Consider the following 24,503-nt stretch of genomic DNA (forward strand, 5'->3'; position numbering starts at 1 on the left):
TGCAAAAGGGGCCCCGCCGAAGCGGAGCCCCTTCGTGACCCATGTAGGTCAGAAAGCCAGAAGCTTAGAGCGCAGCAACCTTCGCAGCGAGAGCCGACTTGCGGTTCGCAGCCTGGTTCTTGTGGATGACGCCCTTGGAGACAGCCTTGTCGAGCTTGCGGGTGGCAAGCTGCAGCTTCTCCTGCGCAAGCGCCTTGTCGCCAGCGGCGATCGCGGTGCGGGTAGCGCGCACGGCGGTGCGGAGCTCGCTCTTGTACGCCTTGTTGCGCTCAGTCGCCTTCAGGTTGGTCTTGATGCGCTTGATCTGCGACTTGATGTTTGCCACGTTGTGGTGTGTCCTTATCCGGTACGGGTGAAACAGATGGATCCGCGCGGCGAGAGAGGGCACCTTGCGGGTTGTGTGGTGTGAGCCACACGCAAGCCAAGAGCCCACTCTATCAGACGCCCGGGCCCAGAGAAACGTCTTCTCGGAGGTGTGTTGCACTACTGCCTCCACGAGTGCGACGCCTCGGGGCGCACGTGCCTGGAAGATATGCCCCTGATCACACGCGCCGCGCGCACGCGCGTGAAATGGACACCTCGCACGTGGGCCGTGCGATAATGGCTCACAATGTCTCCACGCAGCGTCAACCCCCCAGTCCCGGCGTCGACCGACCCCGCGCGCATTCGCAACTTCTGCATCATCGCGCACATCGATCACGGCAAGTCGACGCTTGCCGACCGCATGCTGCAGGTCACGGGCACTGTCCCTGACCGCGAGATGCGGGCGCAATACCTCGATCGCATGGATATCGAGCGCGAGCGCGGCATCACGATCAAGTCGCAGGCAGTGCGCATGCACTGGGATGCCGATGGCAACTCCTACGCCCTCAACATGATCGATACGCCCGGTCACGTCGACTTCAGCTACGAGGTATCTCGCTCACTCGCCGCGTGCGAGGGTGCGATCCTCCTCGTCGACGCAGCGCAGGGCATCGAGGCTCAGACTCTCGCGAACCTGTACCTCGCGATGGAGAACGATCTCGAGATCATTCCCGTGCTGAACAAGATTGATCTTCCCGCCGCCGACCCCGAGCGGGTGTCGCGCGAGATCGCCGAACTGATCGGCGGCAACCCCGACGAGATCCTGAAGGTTTCGGGCAAGACCGGCGCCGGCGTCGAGGAACTGCTCGACCTCGTGGTCGCACGCATCCCGGCTCCCGTCGGTGTCGCTGATGCGCCGCCGCGCGCGATGATCTTCGACTCCGTGTATGACCCGTACCGCGGCGTTGTGACCTACGTGCGCATGGTCGACGGAAAGCTCAGCCCGCGCGAGAAGATCCAGATGATGTCGAACGGATCGGATCTTGAGGCGCTCGAGATCGGCGTGTCCTCGCCCGAGCCCACGCCCACCAAGGGCCTTGCCGTTGGCGAGGTCGGCTACCTGATCACCGGCGTGAAGGACGTGCGTCAGTCGAAGGTGGGCGACACGGTCACCGCGAAGCGCAACCCTGCAACGGAGGCGCTGCCCGGCTACACCGATCCGAAGCCGATGGTGTTCTCGGGACTGTACCCGCTCGACGGGAGCGACTACCCGATTCTGCGCGAGGCGCTCGACAAGTTGAAGCTTGAGGACGCCGCGCTGCAGTTCGAACCCGAGACGTCTGTGGCGCTTGGCTTCGGCTTCCGCTGTGGCTTCCTGGGCCTCTTGCACCTCGAGATCATCTCGGAGCGTCTGCGCCGTGAGTTCGATCTCGATCTGATCGCGACCGCGCCGAGCGTGGTCTACCAGGTGGTCACCGAGGACGGCAGCACCGTCACTGTGACCAACCCGTCTGAGTACCCCGATGGCAAGATCTCGAGCGTGCGTGAGCCCGTCGTCAAGACCGCCATCCTCGCGCCGAAGGACTACGTTGGCGCGATCATGGAGCTGTGCCAGAGCCGTCGCGGCAGCCTGCTGGGCATGGAATACCTGGGCGAGCGCGTCGAGCTGCGCTACAGCATTCCGCTCGGTGAGATCGTGTTCGACTTCTTCGATCACCTGAAGAGCCGCACGCAGGGCTACGCGAGCCTCGACTACGAGCCCATGGGAGACCAGGAAGCCGACCTCGTGAAGGTTGACATCCTGCTGCAGGGCGACAAGGTCGACGCATTTAGCGCGATCGTGCACCGCGACAACGCGTACCACTACGGCACGATGATGACGGAGCGCCTGCGGAAGCTGATCCCGCGTCAGCAGTTCGAGGTCCCGATTCAGGCGGCGATTGGCGCGCGCGTCATTGCTCGAGAGAACATTCGCGCCATCCGCAAGGACGTGCTTGCCAAGTGCTACGGCGGCGACATCAGCCGGAAGCGCAAGCTGCTCGAGAAGCAGAAGGAAGGCAAGAAGCGCATGAAGATGGTCGGTCGCGTCGAGGTGCCGCAGGAAGCTTTCATTGCGGCGCTTTCCGGCGATGTGGAGGGCAAGGAGCAGTCGAAGCGATGAGCTCTGGGGAAGGAACCCGGCGCAAGAGTCACGTCGACATGCCCGTTGCGTACGCCGCGGTGGGCGCTTCGCGCGCACCCGATTTGCTGCGCTTCCCGCCGGAGGGCAGCACGCCGTACCGAGAGGAGCTGCGTCTTGGGAGCGGCCAGGAGCGATTCATCCTGGCCTCGAGCTTGCTCATGACCTGGGGTGCCCAGCGAGGTGCTGGCGCGACGGTGACCGAGAACGAGCGCGGCGCCGGATCCGAGTACCAGGGTCCGCAGTTCGACAGCGACGGTGTGCCGCAGGCCGCCGCGGAGCCTGAAGAGCACTTCGGCCCGAATGGTGAGCCGTTCGTGGTTGCGGGTACTCGTGCGACGCTCAGCATCCCGGGCAACGAAGACCGAGCGGTGCTGGTGATCTACACGATCACCGAGGCCCGCGTCATCGGCTTCGCCTGGGGCACGAGCGACGAGAACGGTGCCGTTGGCGAGCAGCTTTTCAGGGTCGAGCTGCGCGACGATGACACGGTGTGGGCGGTCGCGCGCGGTTTTCTTGCTGCGCCAAAGGGCGGGCTCTTTGGTCTGCGTGCACGCGCCGAGGTGCGCGGCGCGGTTGCAGCGGTGCGCGCGCAACTTGCTGCACTGCTGCCTGGCGCTCAGCCGAGCGCAACGCTCGGTGCCAGCGGGGAGGGTGTCTCCGACGTCGCCCCCGAGCCGACGGCCCCTGCCGAGGCATCGGAGGAACCAGCGGCACCCGCGGAGGTCGTCGATGAGGCTCCCGTCACCGCGGTGATCGAGCTGTCTGAGACCGACGCGGAGGAAGCCGAGCCTGACGCCGAGCCCGCGGGCGAAGGAGCGACAGAGGTTGAAACCGAAGCAGCGGCTGAAGTGCGCCCAGAAGTGCCGTCCACTGCGAGCGACGCTCCCATCTCGAGCAACTCGCATCAGCGGCGGCCAAGTTCGCCGCGGTCGGCGTAGCTCATGCCGAGTGTGCTGCCCGAGGGCGACCCAGCACCCGAGAACGGAGCGCTCCCCGGGAGCGTGATCGCCGGGGCCGAGGATCGCCGCTTTGGCGTCTACGTCCACGTGCCGTACTGCAGGGTGCGCTGTGGCTACTGTGACTTCAACACCTATACGGCAAGCGAGCTCGGCGGAACCCGTCGCGATGAGTACGCCGAGCAGGTGCAGTGGGAGCTCGAGTTTGGAGCGCGCGTGCTCCGCGAATCGGGCCTTCCAGAGCGGCCAGTTTCGACGGTGTTCTTTGGAGGAGGCACGCCGACGCTTTTGCCCGCGTCAGACCTCACCGCGATGCTGAGCACGATCCAAAGCGAGTGGGGCCTCGCCCCTGGGGCCGAGGTTACCACCGAGGCCAACCCGGATTCGGTGGACCTCGACTACCTCCGCGAACTTGCAGCGGCAGGTTTTACGCGGGTGAGCGTGGGGATGCAGTCGGCCGTGCCGCACGTACTGGCCACGCTCGATCGCACCCATACCCCGGAGCGTGTGCCACAGGTTGTGGCCTGGGCGAAAGAAGCCGGCCTGCAGGTGAGCGTCGATCTGATCTATGGCACACCAGGGGAGTCGCTCGATGACTGGCAGCGCTCGATTGACGCAGCGCTCGCGAGCGAACCGGATCATATCTCCGCCTACGCGCTGATTGTTGAGGCCGGCACGAAGCTCGCCGCGCAGATCAAGCGCGGTGAAGTTGCGGAGCCGGACGAGGATCTCCACGCAGAGATGTACGAGCTGGCGGACGCGCGCTTCGCCGAGGCGGGGTTCAGCTGGTACGAGATCAGCAACTGGTCGCGCTCCGCGGACACACGCTCGCGCCACAACCTCTCGTACTGGACCGGTGAGGACTGGTGGGCAGCAGGGCCGGGCGCGCACAGCCACGTCGGCGGCGTCCGCTGGTGGAACGTGAAGCATCCGGGCGCCTACGCGAGCCGTGTGCACGCGGAAGTTTCTCCTGCGCACTCGCGGGAGACGCTGACCGAGGATGCGCGTCGCGAGGAGCGCGTGCTGCTTGAGACTCGGATCTTCGACGGCCTTTCCACGGACACCCTGACGGCAGATGAACGCCGGGCGGTGCCACAGCTGATCGCTGACGGGCTCATCGACGGCCGAGCCGCGATTAGCGGCCGCATCGTGCCGACGCTGCGCGGTCGACTCCTCGCAGACACTGTGGTGCACCGATTGCTGGGTGCGTGAACGCCGCCCGGAGCGAGCTCTGCGGAAGACACGCGGGTTCGCTCTGAGCGAGGCGGGCTGCGGCGGGCACCTGCTGCGCTAGACTTAGCACTCAGGGTTTGGGAGTGCCAACCCGGCAAGACGGCGAGGAGGGGCGAGTGGTTTCAGAACGCAGCCTGGCCGTCCTGCATGCGATCGTGAGCGATTACGTCTCGTCGAACGAGCCCGTCGGATCCAAAGCGATCGTGGATCGACACCAGTTCGGTGTGTCCGCAGCCACGATTCGCAACGACATGGCGTTGCTCGAAGACGACGAGTTGATCGCCCAGCCGCATACCTCCTCGGGGCGGGTGCCCACGGACAAGGGCTACCGGCTATACGTTGACACCCTCGCGAAGGTGCGCCCGCTGACGGCCGCTCAGCGCACCGCGATTGAGCGGTTCCTCGGGGAGTCGAGCGATCTGCACGACGTCATGGGCCGCACGGTACGCCTCCTCTCCCAGCTGACAAACCAGGTTGCGGTCGCGCAGTATCCCTCGCTGCGCCGCACCGTGGTGCGCCACATCGACCTGGTGGCGATCGCTGAGGATCGTGTGCTCTGCGTGCTTATCCTTGGCAGCGGCGTGGTGGAGCAGCAGATCGCTTGGCTGCCCGCTGCGCAGGTCACCGAGGCCTGGGTACACGGCCTGCGCGATCGGATCGCGGCGGCCGCCGTGGGGAGCGACGTGGAAGCCGCAGCAGCGGCGATCACCGAGCTCGCCGAGCGCGTTGACGACTGGTCAACCCCGGACGAGGCCGAGCTGGTGCGGCGCGTGCTGGAAGTCGTTGAGACCCAGCTCCGCGCAAACCGCAGCGACCGGATTGCCGTGGCGGGGGCCGCGAATCTCTCTCGCCCGGGGGAATTTCAGGGCTCACTCCCCGTGGTCCTGGAGGCGATCGAAGAGCAGGTCACCCTCCTGCGGCTCTTCGACGAGCTCGTGCAAGACGGCCGGGACGTTGCTGCGTCGATCGGGCGCGAGAATCACGCCTACGGGCTTTCCGCGGCGTCCGTGATCGCTTCGAACTATGAGGAAGAGGGCGCCTCGGTCTCGAAGATCGGCGTGCTTGGCCCTCTGCGCATGGACTATGCCGGCAATATTTCCGCGGTACGGGCGGTCGCCCGTTACCTGAATCGAATTCTGGGGGAGGAGCGGTAGCCTGTACAGCTTCTGCTCCACTCACCCAAGCAACACATCTGAGGAGTTTCACCCGTGGCTGATCACTACGAGACGCTGGGCGTATCGCGCGAGGCGACGCCCGAGGAGATCAAGAAGGCGTACCGTCGGCTTGCCCGCGAGCTCCACCCCGACGTGAACCCGAGCGAGGATGCGGCGGAGCGCTTCAAGGGCGTGACCCACGCGTACGACGTGCTGAGCGATCCTGAGCAGCGTCAGCGCTACGACATGGGCGGCGGCCAGGGTGGCGCGAACGGCTTCGGGGACATCTTCGAGACCTTCTTCGGCGGCGGCTTCGGTGGTGGTCAGCGCGGCCCTCGGTCGCGCGCCGAGCGCGGCGACGACGCGATGATCCGCGTCGACGTGTCGCTCGAGGACGTCATCTTTGGCGTGCAGCGCGAAGTGACGATCAACACCGCCGTGCTGTGCTCGGTGTGCCAGGGCAGCTGCACGCAGCCCGGTACGCACCCCGTCACCTGTGACGTGTGCGGCGGCCAGGGGCAGGTGCAGCGCCAAGTTCGTTCGCTCTTTGGCAACGTCATGACGATGCACCCGTGCGGTAGCTGCCAGGGCTACGGCACCATTATTGAACACCCCTGTGTGGAGTGCGCGGGCAAGGGGCGCGTGCGCGAGCGCCGCACCCTCAACGTCGACGTGCCCTCTGGAATCGACACCGGGACCCGCCTGCAGATGCGCGGCGGCGGCGAGGTGGGCCCCGGCGGCGGGCCGAACGGTGATCTCTTCATTGAGTTCCGCGTGATGCACCACGATATCTTCAGCCGCGATGGCAACGACCTGCTCTGCACGATGCAGGTGTCGATGGCCGACGCAATTCTCGGCGCCGAGGCGAGCCTGGAAGGCCTCGATGGCACGGTAGAAACCGAGGTGACCGCCGGCGTACAGTCTGGCGACGTCATCACGGTTCGCGGACGCGGCATCCAGGGTCTGCGCAGCACCACGCGGGGCGACCTGAAGATCGCGGTGCAGGTACAGACCCCGCAGAAGCTTTCGAGTCGCGAGAAGGATCTTGTGCGCCAGTTCGCTACGCTGCGCAAGGACGATCCGCCCCACCTCGGCGAGTTCCACCAGGGCTTCTTCGGCAAGATTCGAGACCGCTTCTTCCGGCAGGGCTAGTCGTGGCGAACCTCTACTATCGCGAGGGGCTGCCGGCAACGGCGTTCGCGGCCGGCGCCACCGTCGAGATCGATGGCGATGAGGCCCACCACGCGGTGCGGGTGAGCCGACTGCGCGTCGGCGAGCGAATCCTCGTGGGAAACGGTGCGGGCCTGCTCGCGGAGGGCGACGTCACCGTTGTGGAGAAGCAGCGTTTCGCGGTGCAGATTGACCGTGTGCGCGAGCACGCGCGACCGGCGACCCGGCTGACGCTCGTCCAAGCGCTTGCGAAGGGTGACCGCGACGAGCGTGCCGTCGAACAGGCCACCGAGTTCGGCGTCGACGCCATCTCGCCGTGGGGCGCCGAGCGTTCGGTGTCTCGCTGGACCGGCGCAGAGAAGGCCGAACGGGGCACCGCAAAGTGGCAGCGCATTGCGCGCGAGGCCGCAAAGCAATCGCTTCGCGCCTGGCTTCCGGAGGTCACCGATCAGCTCGGGATCGATGATCTCGCGGCCGCCGCCGCACGCGAGGACACCGCCGTACTGGTGCTCCACCCCCGGGGCGAAACCGCGCTCAGCGCATGGGCCGCCGGAGCGAAGGGTGTAGCGCTCGCCGAGATCCGTGTGGTGATTGGACCCGAGGGCGGTTTCAGTGACGCCGAGCTCGACACGCTTGAAGCGGCCGGCGCCACAATCCTCGTGCTCGGCGAGACGGTGCTCCGCACATCGAGCGCCGGCCCCGCCGCGCTCGCGGTGCTCAACGTTGCCCTCGGTCGCTGGTGAGCGCCAACCCTGTGCGTTTGGGTGGCAGTGGGCCCGATCCCGATCTGCTCATTCGAAGCGCTGGCGTAGAATGAGCGGCATGGCAGCAGATACGGTGTTCGGCAAGATCGTTTCGGGGGAGATCCCCGTCGAGCTCCTCGCGGAGACGGAGCGCGTCATCGCGTTCCCCGATATGCACCCCCAGGCACCCGTCCACATCCTCGTGATCCCGAAGACGACCGCATACGACAACGTGGTTGAGCTCGCGGCCGCCGAGCCCGAGACGCTCGCGGAAATGGTGGCGGTTGCGAAGCAGCTCGCGTCCGAGCACGCTAACGGCGAGTTCCGCCTCGTGTTCAATAGCGGTGCATCGGCCGGCCAGACCGTGTTCCACGTGCACGCGCACGTGCTCGCCGGCAGCCTCGAGGAGGGGTCGCTCGGTGGAGCCTGAACCACCCTTGGCAGACGGCACCCCAGAAGCGGCGCAGCTGCAACGCACGCTGCTGATGCGCGGCGTCGACTTGGCCTCGTTCCTGGGGCACCGTGACCAGCTCATTCGCGACCTTGAAGCGCAGCACCCGACGGTGAGGTTCCACGCCCGCGACGAGGTGCTCACGTTGCGCGGCCCCGCATCTGAAGTACGAGCCGCCGAGGCGGTCGTGCTCGAGGTGCTCGAGATTGCGCGCCGCAGCGGGCCGGTCTCCCGAAACGACGTGAGAGAGGTCACTCGTATGGTGCAGGAGGGAAGCGGGGCAACCGCCGCGCAGGTGCTGAGCGAACCCATTCTCTCAGTGCGTGGCAACTCGATTCGCCCGCAGACACGTGGTCAGCGCGCCTACGTCGACGCCATTGATGCGAACACCATCGTGTTTGGAATCGGGCCCGCCGGCACCGGAAAGACCTACCTCGCGATGGCGAAGGCCGTGCAGGCGTTGCAGCGGCGCGAGGTGGCGAAGATTATCCTGACGCGACCCGCGGTTGAGGCCGGTGAACGGCTCGGCTACCTCCCCGGCAGCCTTGAGGACAAGATCGACCCGTACCTGCGCCCGCTCTTCGACGCGATCGGCTCGATGATGGACGCGGAGCTCGTACCCAAGCTGCTCGCGAGCGGCACGATCGAGGTCGCTCCGCTCGCCTACATGCGCGGCCGCACGCTGAACGAGGCGTTTGTGATTCTCGACGAAGCGCAAAACACCACGCCCGAGCAGATGAAGATGTTCCTGACACGGCTCGGGTACGGCTCGAAGATGGTCGTCACGGGCGATATCACGCAGGTTGATGTGCCCGCGAAGGCGAGCGGTCTGCGCGTGGTGAACAAGATTTTGCGGGGCGTCGAGGACATCCACTTCGCAGAACTCGGCGCCGACGACATCGTGCGACACAGCCTCGTGGGTCGCATCGTCGACGCCTACACAGCATTTGATGAGCGCCAGTTCGCTGCGCGCCAGGCGGCGGTGCGCCCCGCCGAAGAGAACGACACTGCCGAGGAGGCACAGCGATGAGCGTGGAGATCAACAACGAGTCGGAGATCGAGGTCGAGGAGAGCCGCATGCAGCGGCTCGCCGCGTTTGTGCTCGAGTCAATGCACGTGCACCCGGATACGGAGCTCGGTGTGGTGCTGGTGAACGAGGCTGCGATTGAGCAGCTCCACGTGCAGTGGATGGACGAGCCCGGCCCGACCGATGTGCTGAGCTTTCCGATGGACGAGCTGCGCCCCGGCCGTGTTGACGCGCAGACCCCGGCTGGGTTGCTGGGCGACATCGTGATCTGCCCCCAGGTCGCCGAGGCCCAGGCTGAGGCAGCCGGGCACGATCTCGCGCAAGAGATTTCCGTGCTCCTCACGCACGGCATGCTGCATTTGCTGGGTTACGACCACGCGACGCCCGATGAGGAGGCTGAGATGTTCGGTCTCCAGCGCGATCTGCTCCTCTCCTTCGCCATGCGCGAGCGCTCTCGATGAGCCCTGCGCTCGTCGCACTGCTGCTCGGAGCGGCGGTTGTTCTGCTCGCGAGTGGTGGTCTGCTCGCCGCAGCAGACGCCGCGCTGGGGGTGCGGTCGCGTGCGGAGCTCCTCACGCTGGCTGAGGCCTCACCGCGCACCGGATCCGCAATTCGCGCAATCGCGGATGATGAGGATCGCCACTCGAACGCGCTGAGCTTTGCGCGTGTGTTCGCGGAGACGCTCGCCGCGGTGCTCATCACCCTCGTGCTTGCGTACTCACTTGACGAGCTCTGGCTCGAGCTGGTGCTCGCCTCGCTCGTGATGACCGCGCTCACGTTCGTGCTTGTCGGCTCCAGCCCGCGCACGGTGGGAACGCACCATCCGGATCAAGTGATCCGCTTCGCGGCACCAACGATTCGCGGGATAACGGTGATCCTCGGGCCCATCGCCGTTGCGCTGAAGCGATTTGGGGATCGGGTCACGCCTGGCCGTGGGGCGGGCAGCTCACGGATCCGCGACGAGCAGCAGCTCCTCTCGATGGTGGATCAGGCCGCCGAGCGAGAACTTCTGGAAGACGACGATCGCGAGTACATTCACTCCATCATGGAGTTCGGCGACACGCTCGTGCGCGAGGTGATGGTGCCGCGGATTGATATGGTCACGCTTGAGAGCACAGCGACGGTGCGTGAAGCGCTCGACTTCGTGATCGCCTCGCGTCACTCACGCGTGCCAGTGATCTCCGGCGACGTGGACGATGTGGTGGGAATTGCCTACCTGCGTGATCTCAGTGGTTTCCACCTGCGGCGCACCGAGGAAGCGCTCTCGTCGCCCGTGACCCGCGTGATGAAGCCCGCGGTGTTTGTACCCGAGACACAGCGTGCGGACAAGCTCCTGCGGCAGATGCAGCAGGAGGCGAACCACCTTGCGCTCGTTGTCGACGAGTACGGTGGCATCTCCGGCCTCGTGACGCTTGAGGATCTGATCGAGGAGCTCCTCGGCGAGATCAGCGACGAGTACGACCGGGACGTTCCTGAGGCGGCGGAGCAGGCCGACGGCTCGTACCTGGTGAGCGCGCGCTTGTCCGTGGACGACCTGGGCGAGCTGTTCGGCATCGAACTTGACGATGATGAGGTGGACACCGTGGGTGGCCTCTTCGCGAAGACCCTGGGCCGCTTGCCAGAACAGGGCGACACCGTGACCGTCGCCGGAATCGGTCTCACAGCAACAGCACTTGAACGTCGACGGCAGCGACTGCTGGCCGTCGAAGCCCGTTGGTTGGGCGAAACAGACTCGGAGGAAGAAGTATGACGGAGCAGCACGAGAGCGACGCTGTGAGCGCGGCGGGCGGTGCGGACGCTGACTTCCGTGCCGGGTTCGTCTCCTTTGTGGGCCGCCCGAACGTTGGCAAGTCGACCCTCACGAACGCGCTCGTTGGCGAGAAGATCGCCATCACGAGCCCGAAGCCGCAGACCACCCGGCGGGCGATTCGCGGCATCGCGCACCGCCCGAACGGCCAGTTGATTATCGTGGACACGCCCGGAATTCACCGGCCGCGCACGCTGCTTGGTGAGCGGCTGAACGCACTCGTGGAGGCAACTCTGGGTGATGTCGATGTCATTGGTTTTTGCGTGCCTGCAACCGAGAAGCTCGGCCCCGGCGACCGCTTCATCAACGAGCGGCTCGATGACTTCCCTCGGGCGAAGAAGGTCGCCATCCTGACGAAGGTCGACGAGGCATCGCAGACCGAGATCATCGATCAGTTGACACGCCTCGGCACCCTCCGCGAGTGGGACGCCGTGGTGCCGATCTCGGCTGTGACGCGTGAGCAGCTGGATGTGCTCTCGGACGTGCTCCTCGAGCTCATGCCGCAGTCGCCTCCGCTCTACGACTCGGAAGAGACGACCGAAGAGAGCGAGGACGATCGGATCGCTGAGCTGATCCGTGAGGCCGCCCTCGACGGTGTGCGCGACGAGCTGCCGCACTCGCTTGCCGCCACGGTGGACGATCGCGTTGAGCGTGATCCCGAGGAGGACGGCACCCCGGGCCTCCTCGAGATCTACGCGTCACTCTATGTTGAGCGCGACAGCCAGAAGGGCATCGTGATCGGCAAGGGTGGCTCTCGCTTGCGCCACGTCGGCGAGACTGCCCGACGCGAAATTGAGACCCTCCTCGGACGACGGGTCTACCTGTCGATGCGCGTCAAGGTGCTCAAGGAGTGGCAGCGCGACCCGAAGGCGCTCGGTAAACTCGGCTTCTAACGCTTCCGCCCCGGGAAGCGGGGGAAGGGAACGATGGACGATATCACCGCACAGGCCGACTTCAGCGCGCTCGGCGCAGTGAGCGGCGCAGCCGCCCTAGTTTGGTACGTGCTCTCAGCAATTGCGCTCTGGCGGGTCTTCTCGAAGGCCGGGTACCCGGGCATTCTGGCGCTCATCCCGATCGTCAACATTTTCATCCTCGTAAAGGTCGCCGGCTACTCGGCCTGGATGACGCTGCTCTACATCATCCCGATCGTGGGCTTTATCTTCGCGCTGTTCGTCGCGATCCGCATGGCTGAGCGCTTTGGCAAGGGTGGCGCGTTCGCGATCTTCCTGCTCTGGCTGTTGAACCCGATCGGCTACTTCATCATCGGTTTCGGCGAGGCACAGTACCGACCGCGCGGCTAGATCTTCCAGTCGCGCCCCGTGCACCCGCGCTGGGCAGCTTGTCAACACGGGGGTAGGTTTCCATGCGTGGAAACCTACCCCCGTGTTGCGTACCTACCCCGGTCGGAGCGGTCAGCGGACGACCAACGAGCTAGCGGCCGCCGGCGAAGCCGCCGCCGCCGCCACCGCCCGCGAAGCCACCTCCGCTCGAACCGCCCGCGCTGCTGGACGACGTGCTTGTCGCATTGGCCAGCGAAGACGTGAGCTGCGAGATTGAGCGATCGAAGTTGCCGAATCCTGCCGAAACGACCCCCGGGTACCACAGCGGCAGATACGTTGGCTCCTGCTCATAGCGGGTCGCGAGCGCCTTGCCCCACTCCTTTTCGAGTCCGAACAGCATGGCGTAGGGGAGCAGGCGCTCGTACACCTCGATGACTTCGCTGCCATCGACCCTGCGTCGCTCAGCGGTCGACGCCGCCTGAAGCATGGCGATCCGATCCGCTTCCGCCACGCGAATGAACTCGCGGACGCCCAACAGGTAGTTCCGTGCCTCCGCGCCCGCGGCAGTGAGGACTCGGTGCTTGATGACTCCGGCGATGCCGAAGCCGAGGCACAGCACCGCGAGGATCGCAGCGATCGCCGGCGTCGCTGAGAGCCGCGTGGACGCCCCCAACACGACGAACACGACGAGTACCGCGGCAGTCGCGAGGCTCACAAAGCCCAGCGTCCGCCCGAGCGGACTTCGCACCTTCTCTTGATAGCCGCGATCGAGTGCCGCCTGAGGCCCGCGAGCCGCGAGCTCAGTCATCTGCGAGGAGAACTTCGAGCTCTCCTTCGGGATCGGAAAGAGCGTGCCCGCGGCCTTCCCCGCGAAGAGGGTATCGACGGCCGCGGTGTCCAGCGGATCGCCCACCCTGGTGGCATCGAGCAGGCGGAATCCCAGACGCGGTTTCTTGCGAGGCTTGCCGTCCTTCCGCGGCACCTCCTCAATGCGGGTGGCGCCGAGCAGTGCCAGATGCACCAGCTCAGCGGGAGTGGTGGGATGCGACGCGCCCGCGAGCGGTCCTGCCAGGAGCGGCGGGAGCCCAGCCGGCACGTCGTACTGGGCCACGACCGCTCGGGTGCCGCGTCGCGCCCGCCGCATGTGCACCACGGCCAGGGTGCTTGCACCGCCCGCGGCAAGGCCGCCGCCCGCAACAATGAGTGGCAAAGTATCGAGCGCGAAGTTCGGCAATCGCTCCTCAGGCTGAGTGATCGTGCCGGGTGCCATCCCAATCGCAACGGAGACCCCCTCGTTGGGCGCGAGCGACGTCGGTGCGACCTGGAACAGCGCGGGATCGCTGCCAGGAATCCGAGCAACCGTGCACTGAGACTTCGAACCTTCCGTGCCGGCGTAGCAGCGTGACTGGCCCGTGAGTTCCGCACTCAGTGCGGGGGAGAGGGTGACTTCGGCGGCGAATTCGCCGATCGGCTGAGCGCGCGTGAATGGTACGAGATCCCAGTAGAACTCGTCGGCCTTCCCGTCGTCACGCGCGAGGACCACATCGTCCAGCGTGTAACTGATCACGTAGTCCTGCGCGCCGTGGACATAGCGGTCGTCGCCGGTGAGCACGGCGAGGAAGTCGTCTCCCGAGTCGGAGCTGACGGTGTCGACCTCGAACGGGATGGGGGTGCCGGCCGCGTCGGTCACGCTGAAGTCGCGGGGATCGGTTCGGGCACCCTGGTACACATCCGGGATCCCGCGCACCATCCCCTTGTTCTGATCGACATCGGGAAACTCCGCGGTGATCCGCTCAACCAGGTGCGCGGTGGCACGGCCGTCGGCAGTGCGATCCAGCTCAATCTCAACGTGCCAGCTGCGGTAGCTGAACGCATCCAAGTCGCCATCGGCGTTCGCGGAGGCAGCACCCGGTGCGAACAGTGCGAGCCCAACGGCCCCAAGCAAGGTGATGAGCGAGAGCCCGAACCGGCGAAGATGTGTCATGGACTCCAGCCTACGCAGGCGTAGCAGATCCACGGGGCGACTCGGGCGGTGCGGCGCCCGTGATAGGGTGGCCACATGCTGTTCGGCTCGCTTCTCCTTAGCTGCCGCGACGAGTCCTAATTCTCAGGCCTCCCTCGTCGCGGTGTTCGTGTTTGGCTGAGCGATATGAGAACCCGACGAGAAAGACGAGCCCATGAAGAACACGCAGCAGCCTTCTGGTATGCCGATTCACCGCTACCGCCCCTTCCACGAGATTATCCCCGTGGAGCTGCCGGATCGCACCTGGCCCACCAAGCGGATTACCGAGGCACCGCGCTGGTGCGCAGTTGATCTCCGCGATGGGAATCAGGCGCTCATCGATCCCATGAGCCCCGAGCGCAAGCGGATCATGTTCGATCTGCTCGTCAAGATGGGCTACAAGGAGATCGAGGTGGGCTTCCCCTCGGCAAGCCAGACTGACTTCGACTTTGTTCGCCAGCTCATCGAAGAGGGCGCGATCCCGGACGATGTGACGATTCAGGTACTGACGCAAGCGCGAGAGCACCTCATCACCCGCACGTACGAGTCGCTCATCGGAGCGAAGCAGGCCATCGTGCACCTCTACAACTCCACGTCAATCCTTCAGCGCGACGTGGTGTTCCGCTCCGACCGCGAGGGCATCAAGCAGATTGCTGTCGAGGGCGCCAAGATGTGCAAGGCCGCGGAGCACATTGCCGAGGGCACCGAGATTTACTACGAGTACTCGCCCGAGTCGTACACCGGCACCGAGCTCGAGTACGCCGCCGAGGTCTGCAACGCGGTACTCGAGGTGTTCGAGCCCACTCCCGAGCGTAAGGTGATCATCAACCTGCCCGCCACGGTCGAGATGGCAACGCCGAATGTCTACGCCGACTCCATCGAGTGGATGGGCCGCAACCTGAACCACCGCGAGAACGTCATCCTCTCGCTGCACCCCCACAACGATCGAGGCACCGGCGTCGCCGCGGCAGAGCTCGGCTACCTCGCGGGAGCGGATCGCATTGAGGGGTGCCTGTTCGGCAACGGCGAGCGCACCGGCAACGTCGATCTCGTTGCGCTCGGCATCAACATGTTCACGCAGGGAATCGATCCCATGATCGACTTCTCGCGCCTGGACGAGGTGCGACGCACCGCCGAGTACTGCAACCAGCTCCGCGTCCCCGAGCGCAGCCCTTGGGCGGGCGACCTCGTCTACACCGCGTTCTCCGGATCTCACCAGGACGCGATCAAGAAGGGCTTCGAGCGCATGGCGCAGGATGCCGAAGCCGCTGGAAAGTCCATCGACGATATCGAGTGGGCGGTTCCCTACCTGCCCGTCGATCCGAAGGATCTGGGTCGTTCCTACGAGGCGGTCATCCGCGTGAACTCGCAGTCCGGGAAGGGCGGGGTCGCGTACCTGCTGAAGACGGACCACAACCTCGACCTGCCGCGTCGACTGCAGATCGAGTTCAGCGCTGTCGTTCAGAACGTCACCGACAGCGAGGGTGGCGAGATGTCGAGCGAGGCGATCTGGCGCATTTTCCAGGACGAGTACCTCCCCGCAAACGGGAATGGTGCTGAGCGCTGGGGCCGCTACGAGATCTTCCGCACCGCGGCCACGAGCACGGGCGACGGAGTCACCGAACTCGTCGTTGACTACCGTGACGGTACCGAGCAGAAGCAGGCGACCGCCCGCGGCAATGGCCCCGTCGACGCCTTCATCGCGGCGCTGACCGAAGATGGTCACTCCGTCACGCTCTTTGACTACGTTGAGCACGCGATGAGCTCCGGCGGCGACGCCGTCGCAGCGGCCTATGTGGACCTCGAGGTCGACGGGCAGCGACTGTGGGGCGTCGGCATCGACCCGGACACGAGCCGCGCCACGCTCAAGGCCATCATCTCCTCGGTCAACCGCGCGGTGCGCGGGGCGGCTCAGCCGGAGGTGGCCGCCGCGGCCGTCTAGGGAGTTTGCCGACGTCGGGCCCGCCACTCGCGCATTCGTACTTTTGTTCGAATGGCGCGGAGTGGCGGGCCCGACGTGTCGGTCGCAACCCATAGGGTGGGCGATGTGATTGCATCGATTCAGGGTCCGGTCTTGTCCTCGGGCGCCGGCTGGGCAGTAGTGGGCCTCGGCGGCCTGGGCGTTCGTGTTGAGGTGCCGAGCGGCCGCGTACCGCAGCACCATCCAGGCGACGTGGTATCGATGCACACCTCGCTTGTGGTGCGCGAGGACTCGCTCACGCTGTTTGGCTTCGCTGAGCAGGCCGAACTCGACGTCTTTGGACACCTCATCGCGGTATCCGGTGTGGGGCCAAGAAGCGCACTCGGTGTCTTGTCTGGGCTCTCGCCGGCGGAGATTGCGCGCGCGGTGGCCGCTGAGGATGAGAAGCCGTTTCGCAAGGTGTCGGGTATCGGCCCGAAGACCGCGAAGCTCATCGTGGTGTCGCTCGCTGGGAAGCTCGACACGCTCGATCTCGGGGCGGGGTCCGAGCAGCTGGCCGCACCCATCGCGACTGGTGCTGCCGAGGCGGTCGCCGAGGGCCTTGTTGGCCTCGGGTGGAGTCAGGGCGACGCAGAGGGCGCGGTCGCCGATGCGCTCACCGCGGGCGCCCCTGAGGAACATGCGGGCCTGTTGCGTGCAGCACTTGCGCTGCTCCAGGCCGGCCGGCCAGGATCCCGGGCGAACAGCGGGGCCACGCGGTGACCGGCGAGCTCTCCGCGCAGGCCACCCCATCGGAGCAGGGCTATGAGGGGGCCCTCAGGCCCGCGACGCTCGCCGAGTTCGTGGGTCAGGCGAAGGTGCGGAGCCAGCTGTCGCTCCTCCTGAATGCCGCGACCATCCAGCAGCGCACGCCTGATCACATCCTCCTCGCGGGTCCGCCAGGGCTCGGCAAGACGACGCTCTCGATGATCGTTGCGGCCGAGCTCGACAAGCCGCTGCATCAAACCTCCGGTCCGGCGATTCAGCACGCGGGGGACCTCGCCGCGGTGCTGTCCGCGCTCACTCCGGGCGAGGTGCTCTTTATTGACGAGATTCATCGAATGGCCCGCAGCGCCGAAGAGATGCTGTACCTCGCGATGGAAGACTTCAAGGTCGACATCATGGTGGGCAAGGGGGCAGGCGCTACGTCAGTGCCGCTCGAGCTTGCGCCGTTCACGCTTGTTGGCGCGACGACGCGATCCGGTTTGTTGCCGAACCCGCTGCGCGATCGCTTCGGATTCACGGCGCACCTCGAGTTTTACGCGGACCATGAACTCGCGAGTGTGGTGCGCCGTGCCGCTGGCCTGCTCGGCTTCGAACTCTCGGATCACGGCATCGATGAGATTGCTGGCCGTTCCCGAGGAACCCCTCGAATCGCGAACCGGCTGCTGCGGCGTGTGCGCGACTACGCACTTGTCCACGGTACCCCAGGGGATACCGCATCGGTGCAGGCGGCTCTCGCCCTCTATGACGTCGATGAGCACGGTCTCGATCGCCTCGACCGCGAGGTGCTCCGCGCGATCGTCGAGCGCTTTGGTGGGGGACCGGTGGGGCTCTCCACGCTGGCGGTCTCGGTGGGTGAGGAAGCCGAGACGATCGAGGCGGTCGTCGAGCCGTTCTTGGTACGCACCGGGCTCGTGACGCGCACACCTCGCGGTCGCATCGCTACGCGGCTGGGGTGGGAGCACGTCGGCCTCGTTCCGCCCAGCTAAAGCTGCATATTCGGTGGAAAAACCCACACACGGTACAGAGGCTGAGCGCTAGACTCGTAAGGATTGTGCCAACTGCAACCGCACGGGCACGCCCACGAAAGGACCTCAGTTCCGATGGACCCGATTACCATTCTGATGTTTGCGCTGATCGCGCTGCTTATCTTCTTCATGTTCCGCAACGGGAAGAAGCGCCAGCAGGCGATGCAGGAGCTCCAGAACGGGCTGCGTCCGGGCGCGGAGGTCATGCTCCAGTCCGGCATCTTCGGGACGATCGAGTCGGTCGACGAGGAAGACAACAAGGTTGTCGTGCGCAGTGGCACGTCGACCCTCGTTGCGCACCGCAACGCGATCGCTCAGATCGTCACGCCCAACGAGGCGCCCGCAGAGGACGCGACGAGCACCCTTGCGCCCGACGATGATCCCGAGTTCGGCGAGCGCATCGCAAACGCGAACGGCGAAGCTGCCGCGGCCGCTGAAGAGCCGGTGGCCCCCGCTGCAGAGACCGAGACGCCCGCGGCTGAGAGCGACACCGATCGCCCGGACACCGACCCGCAGGGTGGCGAGCAGACGCCGAAGGCGTAGCCGCGTGGTCGCGGGGAGACCCGCGACCGTTCCACCCCAGCACTGAGAGAAAGCAGTCGTTTTGGCGTCCACTCCAGCCGTCCGGGGAGCCCGTCGCTCCCTGGTCTTCCTATTGGTCCTCCTCGTGGGCCTCGCGGGTCTGATCACCTATGGCGTGTTCAGAAGCGATGCGACGTGGACGCCGAAACTCGCCCTCGATCTGCAGGGAGGCACGCAGATCCTGCTCGCCGCCGAGCAGACCGACGGCAAGACCGTCAGTGGTGAGCAGCTCCAGCAAGCCGTTTCCATCATTCGTCAGCGCGTTGATGCGGCGGGTGTTTCCGAGGCGGAAATTACCACGCAGGGAAATCAGCACATTTCGGTGTCGATTCCCGGCAAGGCCGACGAAGCCACGCTGAACCGAATTGAGGCCTCCGCAAAGCTCGACTTCCGCCCGGTGCTCGCCACCGGAATCGGCGTCGATCTCACGCAGCAGCCCGCGCCCGAACCCAAGACGGATGAGGACGGGAACCCGGTAGAGCTCACCGACGCGGAGAAGGCTGCTGAGGAGACCCGCCAGCAGGCGATCGCCGCGGCCGAAGAGGCACGAGCCAAGGCTGACGCGCTCACGCCCGAGGATCTCGTGCCAGAGACCAAGCCGGACAACGCCGGTGACCTCGCGTGGATTACGCCCGGCTTGCAGACAAAGTTCGACGCGTTCACCTGTCAGTCTGATGCCGCGCTCGAGACCGGCAACGCTGATCCCGATGTGCCGCTCATCACGTGTGACGAAACGGGCACTCAGAAGTACATCCTCGGCCCGGTCGAACTGAAGGGCGATGTCATCACGGACGCGTCCGCACAGATGGCGACGAACCAGAACGGTGCGACCACCGGTGGTTGGGTCGTGCAGATCACGATGAACAAGAAGGGCACCGAGGTCTTCGGCAAGATCAGCACGCGCCTGTACGGTGCGCCGACGCCGCAGGACCAGTTTGCGTTCGTGCTTGATGGCCGCGTCCTCTCCGCCCCGCAGATGCAGGGGCAGATTCTTGATGGTCGCCCCTCGATTAGTGGCAACTTCACGCAGGAGACGTCGCAGGCGCTTGCGGACCAGTTGAAGTTCGGTGCGCTGCCGATCGACTTCACGGTGCAGAGCCAGGAAGACATCTCCGCGACGCTGGGCGCAAGCCAGCTCGGCTACGGCCTGCTCGCCGGCCTGATCGGTCTGCTGCTCGTTATGGTCTACTCGCTCTTCCAGTACCGCGCGCTTGGATCTCTGACCATCGCGTCGCTCGCGATCGCCGGCGTGCTGACGTACCTGCTGCTCACCTTCTTCTCGTGGCGACAGGGATACCGCCTTTCGCTCGCGGGCGTCGCCGGCATCATCGTTGCGGTCGGCTTCACCGCGGACTCGTTCATTGTGTACTTCGAGCGAATTCGTGACGCCCTGCGCGACGGGTTCTCGATCGATCGGGCAGTGGAGCACGGCTGGAAGCGCGCGTTCCGCACGGTCCTTGCATCAGACGGTGTGAACTTCCTCGCCGCCGTGATTCTCTTCATCCTGGCGGTCGGCAACGTGAAGGGCTTCGCGTTCACGCTCGGTCTCACCACGCTCGTTGACGTGCTGGTGGTCGCGCTCTTCACGCACCCGATGATGACGCTCCTCGCGCGTACTCGCTTCTACCAGAGCGGACACCCGTTCTCGGGCCTCGACCCGAAGCGCCTGGGCGCGGTCTACCGCGGCCGTGCGCAGTTCCGCGAACCGGTGATCGCTTCAAAGGGTGCGGGCAAGAAGGTCGCTCGAAGCCAGAAGGAAGCGGAACGCCGTCAGACGATCGCGGAGCGCAAGGCAGCCGAGGCTGCGGGCGCTACCGTCGGAAAGGAGAGCTGACATGGCTCGCTCATTCTCAGAGTTCGGCAACGCGCTCTACACCGGCGAGAAGTCGATTGACTTCGTGGGGCGCCGCAAGCGCTGGTACGCGATCTCGATCGTGCTCATCATTCTCTCGATCGTTGGACCGATGCTCCGCGGCGGTTTCAGCTTCGGTATCGAGTTCACCGGTGGCAGCCAGTTCCAGGTGCACCTCACCCAGGGTGAGGAACGTGATCCCCAGGTGGCTGAGAAGGCCGTCGCATCGGTGCTGCCGAAGAGCACGCCTCGCGTGAGCCTGCTCGGTCCCACGGACATCCGTGTGCAGACCGAAGCCCTCAAGGAAGCGGAGAACCGCGAGGTCACCGCAGCGCTGGCTGAGGCGTATGGCGTCCAGGAGCAGGAAGTCACCTACTCCTACATTGGTCCTGCTTGGGGACAGGACATCACCCGGCAGGCGATTATCGCGCTCGTGGTGTTCATCCTCTTCGCAGCGTTGGTCATGGCGATCTACTTCCGTACCTGGAAGATGTCGCTCGCGGCGATCGTTGCGCTGCTGCACGACCTCGTGATCACCGCTGGGATTTACGGAATCTCGGGCTTCGAGATCACTCCGGCGGCGATGATCGGCTTCCTGACGATCCTCGGGTATTCGCTCTACGACACCGTTGTGGTCTTCGATAAGATCCGCGAGAACACGCTCCCGGGTGAACTCAATGAGCGTCGTACCTTTGGTGAGGCCGTCAACCTGGGCGTGAATCAGACGCTTGTGCGTTCGATCAACACATCGATCGTTGCGCTGCTGCCGGTCGGCTCGATCCTCTTCATCGGCGCATTTATGCTCGGTGCAGGCACGCTACGCGACATCTCTCTTGCGCTCTTCATTGGCATCCTGGTCGGCGCGTACTCGACGATCTTCATCGCTGCGCCGGCGTACGCACACCTGCGCGAGGGTGAGCCCGAGATCAAGCGGCATGACGCTCGTGTGCGTCGTGCACGTGGTGAGGACGCGGTCGAGGAAGTCCCTACTCCCACCGAATCGAAGTAGCACGCGCGGCGCGGGCGCCCAGTTCGTCGGAATGGGCGCCCGTGGTGTAGCGTTCAAACATTCGAGGAGGAGGCAGGGTGGCAACGAGTGATGTAACGCACGGCGGCACGACCGCGCTGCGCAGGCTTGTGCCCAGAATCTTCTCTCGAGGCAGCGCGCCGGGTGCGGTAGACCAGTTGGTGCGTACTGTGCGCGGCAACTACCCGCGCGCGGATCTCTCGGTGATCGAGCGGGCGTACACCACAGCGGAGCGCGCGCACCGTGGCCAGAAGCGTCGCTCCGGTGAGCCGTACATCACACACCCGATTGCGGTCGCGCAGATCCTCGCCGAGCTCGGTGTCGCCCCCGTGGCGATTGCGGCAGCGTTGCTCCACGACACGGTGGAGGATACGGACTACACGCTCGAGCAGCTGACCGAAGATTTTGGCGAGGAGATCGCCATGCTCGTCGACGGCGTCACGAAGCTTGACAAGGTCAAGTACGGCGACTCGGCGCAGGCCGAGACCGTGCGCAAGATGGTCGTTGCGATGTCGAAGGACATCCGGGTGCTGGTCATCAAGCTCGCCGACCGCCTGCACAACGCCCGGACCTGGGGCTTTGTCTCTGGTGACTCCGCGAAGCGGAAGGCGCAGGAGACGCTCGAGATTTACGCCCCGCTTGCGCATCGCCTGGGCATTCAGTCGATCAAGGCCGAGCTTGAGGATCTCTCCTTCGCGGTGCTGAAGCCGAAGCTCTACGCCGAGATCGAAAATCTCATCTCGCAGCGCAATCCCCAGCGCGACGAGCTCGTGGGTGTGGTGATCAGCTCGATCGAGGCTGATCTTCGCGACGCCCGAATTCGCGGCGAGGTGACGGGGCGCCCCAAGGAGCTCTACTCGATCTACCAGAAGATGATTGTCCGGGGCCGTGACTTTGACGACATCTATGACCTCGTCGGGATCCGCGTGCTGGTCCAGTCGATTCGAGATTGCTACGCGGTGCTCGGTGCGGTCCATGCGCGGTGGACTCCGATTCCCGGCCGGTTCAAGGACTACATCGCCACGCCGAAGTTCAATCTGTACCAGTCGCTGCACACCACGGTGATCGGGCCCGATGGTCGCGCCGTTGAGATCCAGATCCGCACCGTTGAGATGCATCAGCGTGCGGAGTACGGCGTTGCTGCGCACTGGAAGTACAAGCAGCGCCAGGCACCGGGCGCCGCGCCGTCGTCGAACGATATGGCCTGGCTTGCCCACATCTCTGACTGGCAGGCTGAGACGGAGGACCCGAGCGAGTTCCTCGACGCGCTGCGTTTCGAGATCGGCGCGAAGGAAGTCTACGTCTTCACCCCGAAGGGACGCGTCATCGGGCTCCCCGCCGGGGGCACGACCGTCGACTTCGCGTATGCGGTGCACACCGAGGTGGGGCACCGCACGATGGGCGCGCGCGTCAACGGCAGGCTCGTTCCGCTCGAGACCGCGCTCCAGAACGGCGATGTCGTCGAGGTATTCACCTCGAAGGACCCGAACGCGGGCCCAAATAAGAACTGGCTCACCTTCGTCAAGAGCAAGCGCGCCCAGAATAAGATTCGCCAGTGGTTCACGAAGGAGCGCCGCGAGGAAGCCGCCGAGACCGGGAAGACGGAGATCGCGAAGGCGCTCCGGAAGCAAGGCTTGCCGCTCCATCGCGTCATGAACTCGGAGGCGCTGCAGCAGGTTGCGCTGCAGCTGCGCTACGCGGACGTGACTGCGCTGTACGCCGCGGTGGGCGCCAACCACGTCTCCGCCCAGTCTGTGGTCGAGAAGGTCACCGCGCTGGTGCTCGACGAACAGAGCTCCACGGAGCCCGCGCTTGCAACCGTTCCGATCATTGACGCACCGCGTCCGCAGCGTCACACCGACTCGAGCGGTGTCGTGGTGACGGGCGCGTCCGACGTGCTTGCAAAGCTCGCGAAGTGCTGCACCCCCGTTCCGGGGGATGAGATCCAGGGCTTCGTGACGAAGGGGCAGGGCGTTTCTGTGCACCGGATCGACTGCCACAACTTCCAGAACCTGCGCACCCAGCAGGACCGGCTCGTTGATGTCGAGTGGGCACCCACCTCGAAGAGCGTCTTCCTCGTGCAGATTCAGGTCGAGGCGCTCGACCGCTCCGGGCTGCTGTCCGACGTGACGCGCACGCTCTCCGAGCATCACGTGAACATCCTCTCTGCTTCGGTGAACACGTCAAGTTCACGGCTGGCGATCAGTCGCTTCGTCTTCGAGATGGCGAACGCGACCCACTTGGACCACGTACTCAATGCCGTGCGTCGCATTGATGGCGTCTACGACGTCTATCGGATCACGAACTAGGCGCAGCGCTCTCAGCGCCTGATTCGAGCCAGACTGGAGAGACCCGCGAGAGCCGCGTGAGCGCTCTGCGCCGGTGCGGCGCAGGCCCAGCGGTGAGCGCCGCAGCGACCTGCGCGGCGTCTGCACCACGGAAGACCGCGAGGACGCGGCAGGCGATGTGGATCTCCCGCGTGAGCACGGCGCTCAATCGAAGGAGATCGGCGACGGTTCTCGTGGGCGTGGTCACCGTCGCACGACCGAGGTGCAGCAGCTCAGGCTCCCGGGGCGAGAGCTGGCGCGAACGCGCTCGCACACCGCGTTCACTGGCCGTGTTCGCGCGTGCCGCTGAGGCGAACTCGAGCGGAGCACCAGCGCTGTGGGCTGCTCCCCAGATCCACGCCGCGGTGAGGAGTATCGCCGTGCGGTCCGGCGTCAGCCATGGCGCGAGCGCCACAGCGCGGACGAGGGGAGTATCCGGCCACCCAGCGCCACGCACACCCGGTCCACAGTGCACGAGCGTCCCGCGGATGAGCTCTGCGCGCTGCACGGGGCCCGGCAGGAGATCGTGTCGGGGCACCCCGAGTGGAGCGGTTCTGTGCTGCGGTGCGATAAGAGCTGGCATGCCTCGAGTCTCGCCGACCTGAGCAACACACAGCTGCACTCGGAGCGCTCGTGTGGATAACTTGCTGCATGTCGGTAGATCCTGAGTGTGTGGGCGACGCGCACCGAGCACGA

General features: G+C 65.5%; 22 protein-coding genes. 19 read left to right on the top strand and 3 right to left on the bottom strand.

From position 1 onward, the window contains the following. Positions 1 to 64: 64 nt before the first annotated feature. Positions 65 to 325 carry a 30S ribosomal protein S20 gene (gene rpsT / locus ACR81A_RS07075; protein ID WP_202383114.1) on the bottom strand — a complete coding sequence of 87 codons (261 nt, stop codon included), beginning with the start codon at positions 323 to 325 and terminating at the stop codon, positions 65 to 67. 285 nt (positions 326 to 610) lie between these two features. On the opposite strand from rpsT, the gene lepA reads away from it, so the two are divergent. The 12 genes from lepA (at position 611) to ACR81A_RS07135 (ending at position 12,327) form a co-directional block, all read left to right on the top strand. Continuing rightward, the gene (lepA, locus tag ACR81A_RS07080) at positions 611 to 2,464 is read left to right on the top strand and encodes a translation elongation factor 4 (RefSeq protein WP_440311462.1); all 1,854 of its coding nucleotides are present in this window, start codon (positions 611 to 613) and stop codon (positions 2,462 to 2,464) included. Then, the gene (locus ACR81A_RS07085; protein ID WP_440311463.1) at positions 2,461 to 3,423 is read left to right on the top strand and encodes a DUF1990 family protein; all 963 of its coding nucleotides are present in this window, start codon (positions 2,461 to 2,463) and stop codon (positions 3,421 to 3,423) included. Before lepA ends, ACR81A_RS07085 begins: the two co-directional genes overlap by 4 nt. A gap of 3 nt (positions 3,424 to 3,426) precedes the next feature. Beyond that, the gene (hemW, locus tag ACR81A_RS07090) at positions 3,427 to 4,653 is read left to right on the top strand and encodes a radical SAM family heme chaperone HemW (RefSeq protein ID WP_440311464.1); all 1,227 of its coding nucleotides are present in this window, start codon (positions 3,427 to 3,429) and stop codon (positions 4,651 to 4,653) included. Positions 4,654 to 4,790: 137 nt separating this feature from the next. Then, positions 4,791 to 5,828, top strand: a complete 1,038-nt coding sequence (gene hrcA, locus ACR81A_RS07095) for a heat-inducible transcriptional repressor HrcA (protein ID WP_440311465.1) — start codon at positions 4,791 to 4,793, stop codon at positions 5,826 to 5,828. A 54-nt stretch (positions 5,829 to 5,882) separates the two neighbouring features. After that, positions 5,883 to 6,980, top strand: a complete 1,098-nt coding sequence (gene dnaJ / locus ACR81A_RS07100) for a molecular chaperone DnaJ (RefSeq protein WP_440311466.1) — start codon at positions 5,883 to 5,885, stop codon at positions 6,978 to 6,980. A gap of 2 nt (positions 6,981 to 6,982) precedes the next feature. Beyond that, complete coding sequence (locus tag ACR81A_RS07105) at positions 6,983 to 7,741, top strand: 16S rRNA (uracil(1498)-N(3))-methyltransferase (RefSeq protein WP_440311467.1); 759 nt, start codon at positions 6,983 to 6,985, stop codon at positions 7,739 to 7,741. A gap of 79 nt (positions 7,742 to 7,820) precedes the next feature. Then, positions 7,821 to 8,171, top strand: coding sequence for an HIT domain-containing protein (locus tag ACR81A_RS07110; RefSeq protein ID WP_440311468.1), 351 nt, complete (start codon positions 7,821 to 7,823; stop codon positions 8,169 to 8,171). Between the two features lie 55 nt (positions 8,172 to 8,226). Then, complete coding sequence (locus ACR81A_RS07115) at positions 8,227 to 9,222, top strand: PhoH family protein (protein ID WP_440313134.1); 996 nt, start codon at positions 8,227 to 8,229, stop codon at positions 9,220 to 9,222. After that, a complete protein-coding gene (gene ybeY, locus ACR81A_RS07120) occupies positions 9,219 to 9,680 on the top strand; it encodes an rRNA maturation RNase YbeY (RefSeq protein ID WP_202383122.1) in 462 nt (153 codons plus the stop codon). The genes ACR81A_RS07115 and ybeY overlap by 4 nt, the downstream gene beginning before the upstream one ends. Continuing rightward, entirely contained in the window at positions 9,677 to 10,969 is a 1,293-nt protein-coding gene (locus ACR81A_RS07125; protein WP_440311469.1) for a hemolysin family protein, read from the top strand. Before ybeY ends, ACR81A_RS07125 begins: the two co-directional genes overlap by 4 nt. After that, complete coding sequence (era, locus tag ACR81A_RS07130) at positions 10,966 to 11,919, top strand: GTPase Era (protein WP_440311470.1); 954 nt, start codon at positions 10,966 to 10,968, stop codon at positions 11,917 to 11,919. Before ACR81A_RS07125 ends, era begins: the two co-directional genes overlap by 4 nt. 33 nt (positions 11,920 to 11,952) lie before the next feature. Continuing rightward, the gene (locus ACR81A_RS07135; protein ID WP_202383125.1) at positions 11,953 to 12,327 is read left to right on the top strand and encodes a DUF5684 domain-containing protein; all 375 of its coding nucleotides are present in this window, start codon (positions 11,953 to 11,955) and stop codon (positions 12,325 to 12,327) included. A gap of 130 nt (positions 12,328 to 12,457) precedes the next feature. On the opposite strand, the gene ACR81A_RS07140 is transcribed toward ACR81A_RS07135, so the two are convergent. After that, on the bottom strand, positions 12,458 to 14,290 hold the full coding sequence (locus tag ACR81A_RS07140; RefSeq protein WP_440311471.1) for a DUF2207 domain-containing protein: 1,833 nt from the start codon (positions 14,288 to 14,290) through the stop codon (positions 12,458 to 12,460). A gap of 193 nt (positions 14,291 to 14,483) precedes the next feature. Between ACR81A_RS07140 and leuA the strand changes: the two genes are divergently transcribed. The 7 genes from leuA to ACR81A_RS07175 all read left to right on the top strand — a co-directional run bounded on the left by leuA (position 14,484) and on the right by ACR81A_RS07175 (position 23,789). Continuing rightward, positions 14,484 to 16,250 (top strand): 2-isopropylmalate synthase, encoded by a 1,767-nt coding sequence (gene leuA / locus ACR81A_RS07145; protein ID WP_440311472.1) that lies wholly within the window; start codon positions 14,484 to 14,486, stop codon positions 16,248 to 16,250. A 105-nt stretch (positions 16,251 to 16,355) separates the two neighbouring features. Continuing rightward, positions 16,356 to 16,991: a Holliday junction branch migration protein RuvA gene (ruvA, locus tag ACR81A_RS07150; protein WP_440311473.1), complete on the top strand. Its 636-nt coding sequence runs from the start codon at positions 16,356 to 16,358 to the stop codon at positions 16,989 to 16,991. Next, positions 16,988 to 17,980, top strand: coding sequence for a Holliday junction branch migration DNA helicase RuvB (gene ruvB, locus ACR81A_RS07155; protein WP_202383129.1), 993 nt, complete (start codon positions 16,988 to 16,990; stop codon positions 17,978 to 17,980). Before ruvA ends, ruvB begins: the two co-directional genes overlap by 4 nt. 114 nt (positions 17,981 to 18,094) lie before the next feature. Further along, positions 18,095 to 18,562 (top strand): preprotein translocase subunit YajC, encoded by a 468-nt coding sequence (gene yajC, locus ACR81A_RS07160; protein ID WP_440311474.1) that lies wholly within the window; start codon positions 18,095 to 18,097, stop codon positions 18,560 to 18,562. Positions 18,563 to 18,674: 112 nt separating this feature from the next. Beyond that, positions 18,675 to 20,435, top strand: coding sequence for a protein translocase subunit SecD (secD, locus tag ACR81A_RS07165; RefSeq protein ID WP_440311475.1), 1,761 nt, complete (start codon positions 18,675 to 18,677; stop codon positions 20,433 to 20,435). A gap of 1 nt (position 20,436) precedes the next feature. Further along, positions 20,437 to 21,462, top strand: coding sequence for a protein translocase subunit SecF (secF, locus tag ACR81A_RS07170; protein ID WP_440311476.1), 1,026 nt, complete (start codon positions 20,437 to 20,439; stop codon positions 21,460 to 21,462). 77 nt (positions 21,463 to 21,539) lie between these two features. Continuing rightward, the gene (locus ACR81A_RS07175) at positions 21,540 to 23,789 is read left to right on the top strand and encodes a RelA/SpoT family protein (protein ID WP_440311477.1); all 2,250 of its coding nucleotides are present in this window, start codon (positions 21,540 to 21,542) and stop codon (positions 23,787 to 23,789) included. Here ACR81A_RS07175 and ACR81A_RS07180 read toward each other — a convergent pair. Further along, positions 23,779 to 24,390 (bottom strand): hypothetical protein, encoded by a 612-nt coding sequence (locus ACR81A_RS07180; protein ID WP_440311478.1) that lies wholly within the window; start codon positions 24,388 to 24,390, stop codon positions 23,779 to 23,781. The genes ACR81A_RS07175 and ACR81A_RS07180 overlap by 11 nt on opposite strands. Between the last annotated feature and the right edge of the window lie 113 nt (positions 24,391 to 24,503).

Origin of the sequence: Leucobacter chromiireducens, assembly GCF_051993095.1 — a bacterium.
Taxonomy (GTDB): Bacteria; Actinomycetota; Actinomycetes; order Actinomycetales; family Microbacteriaceae; genus Leucobacter; species Leucobacter chromiireducens.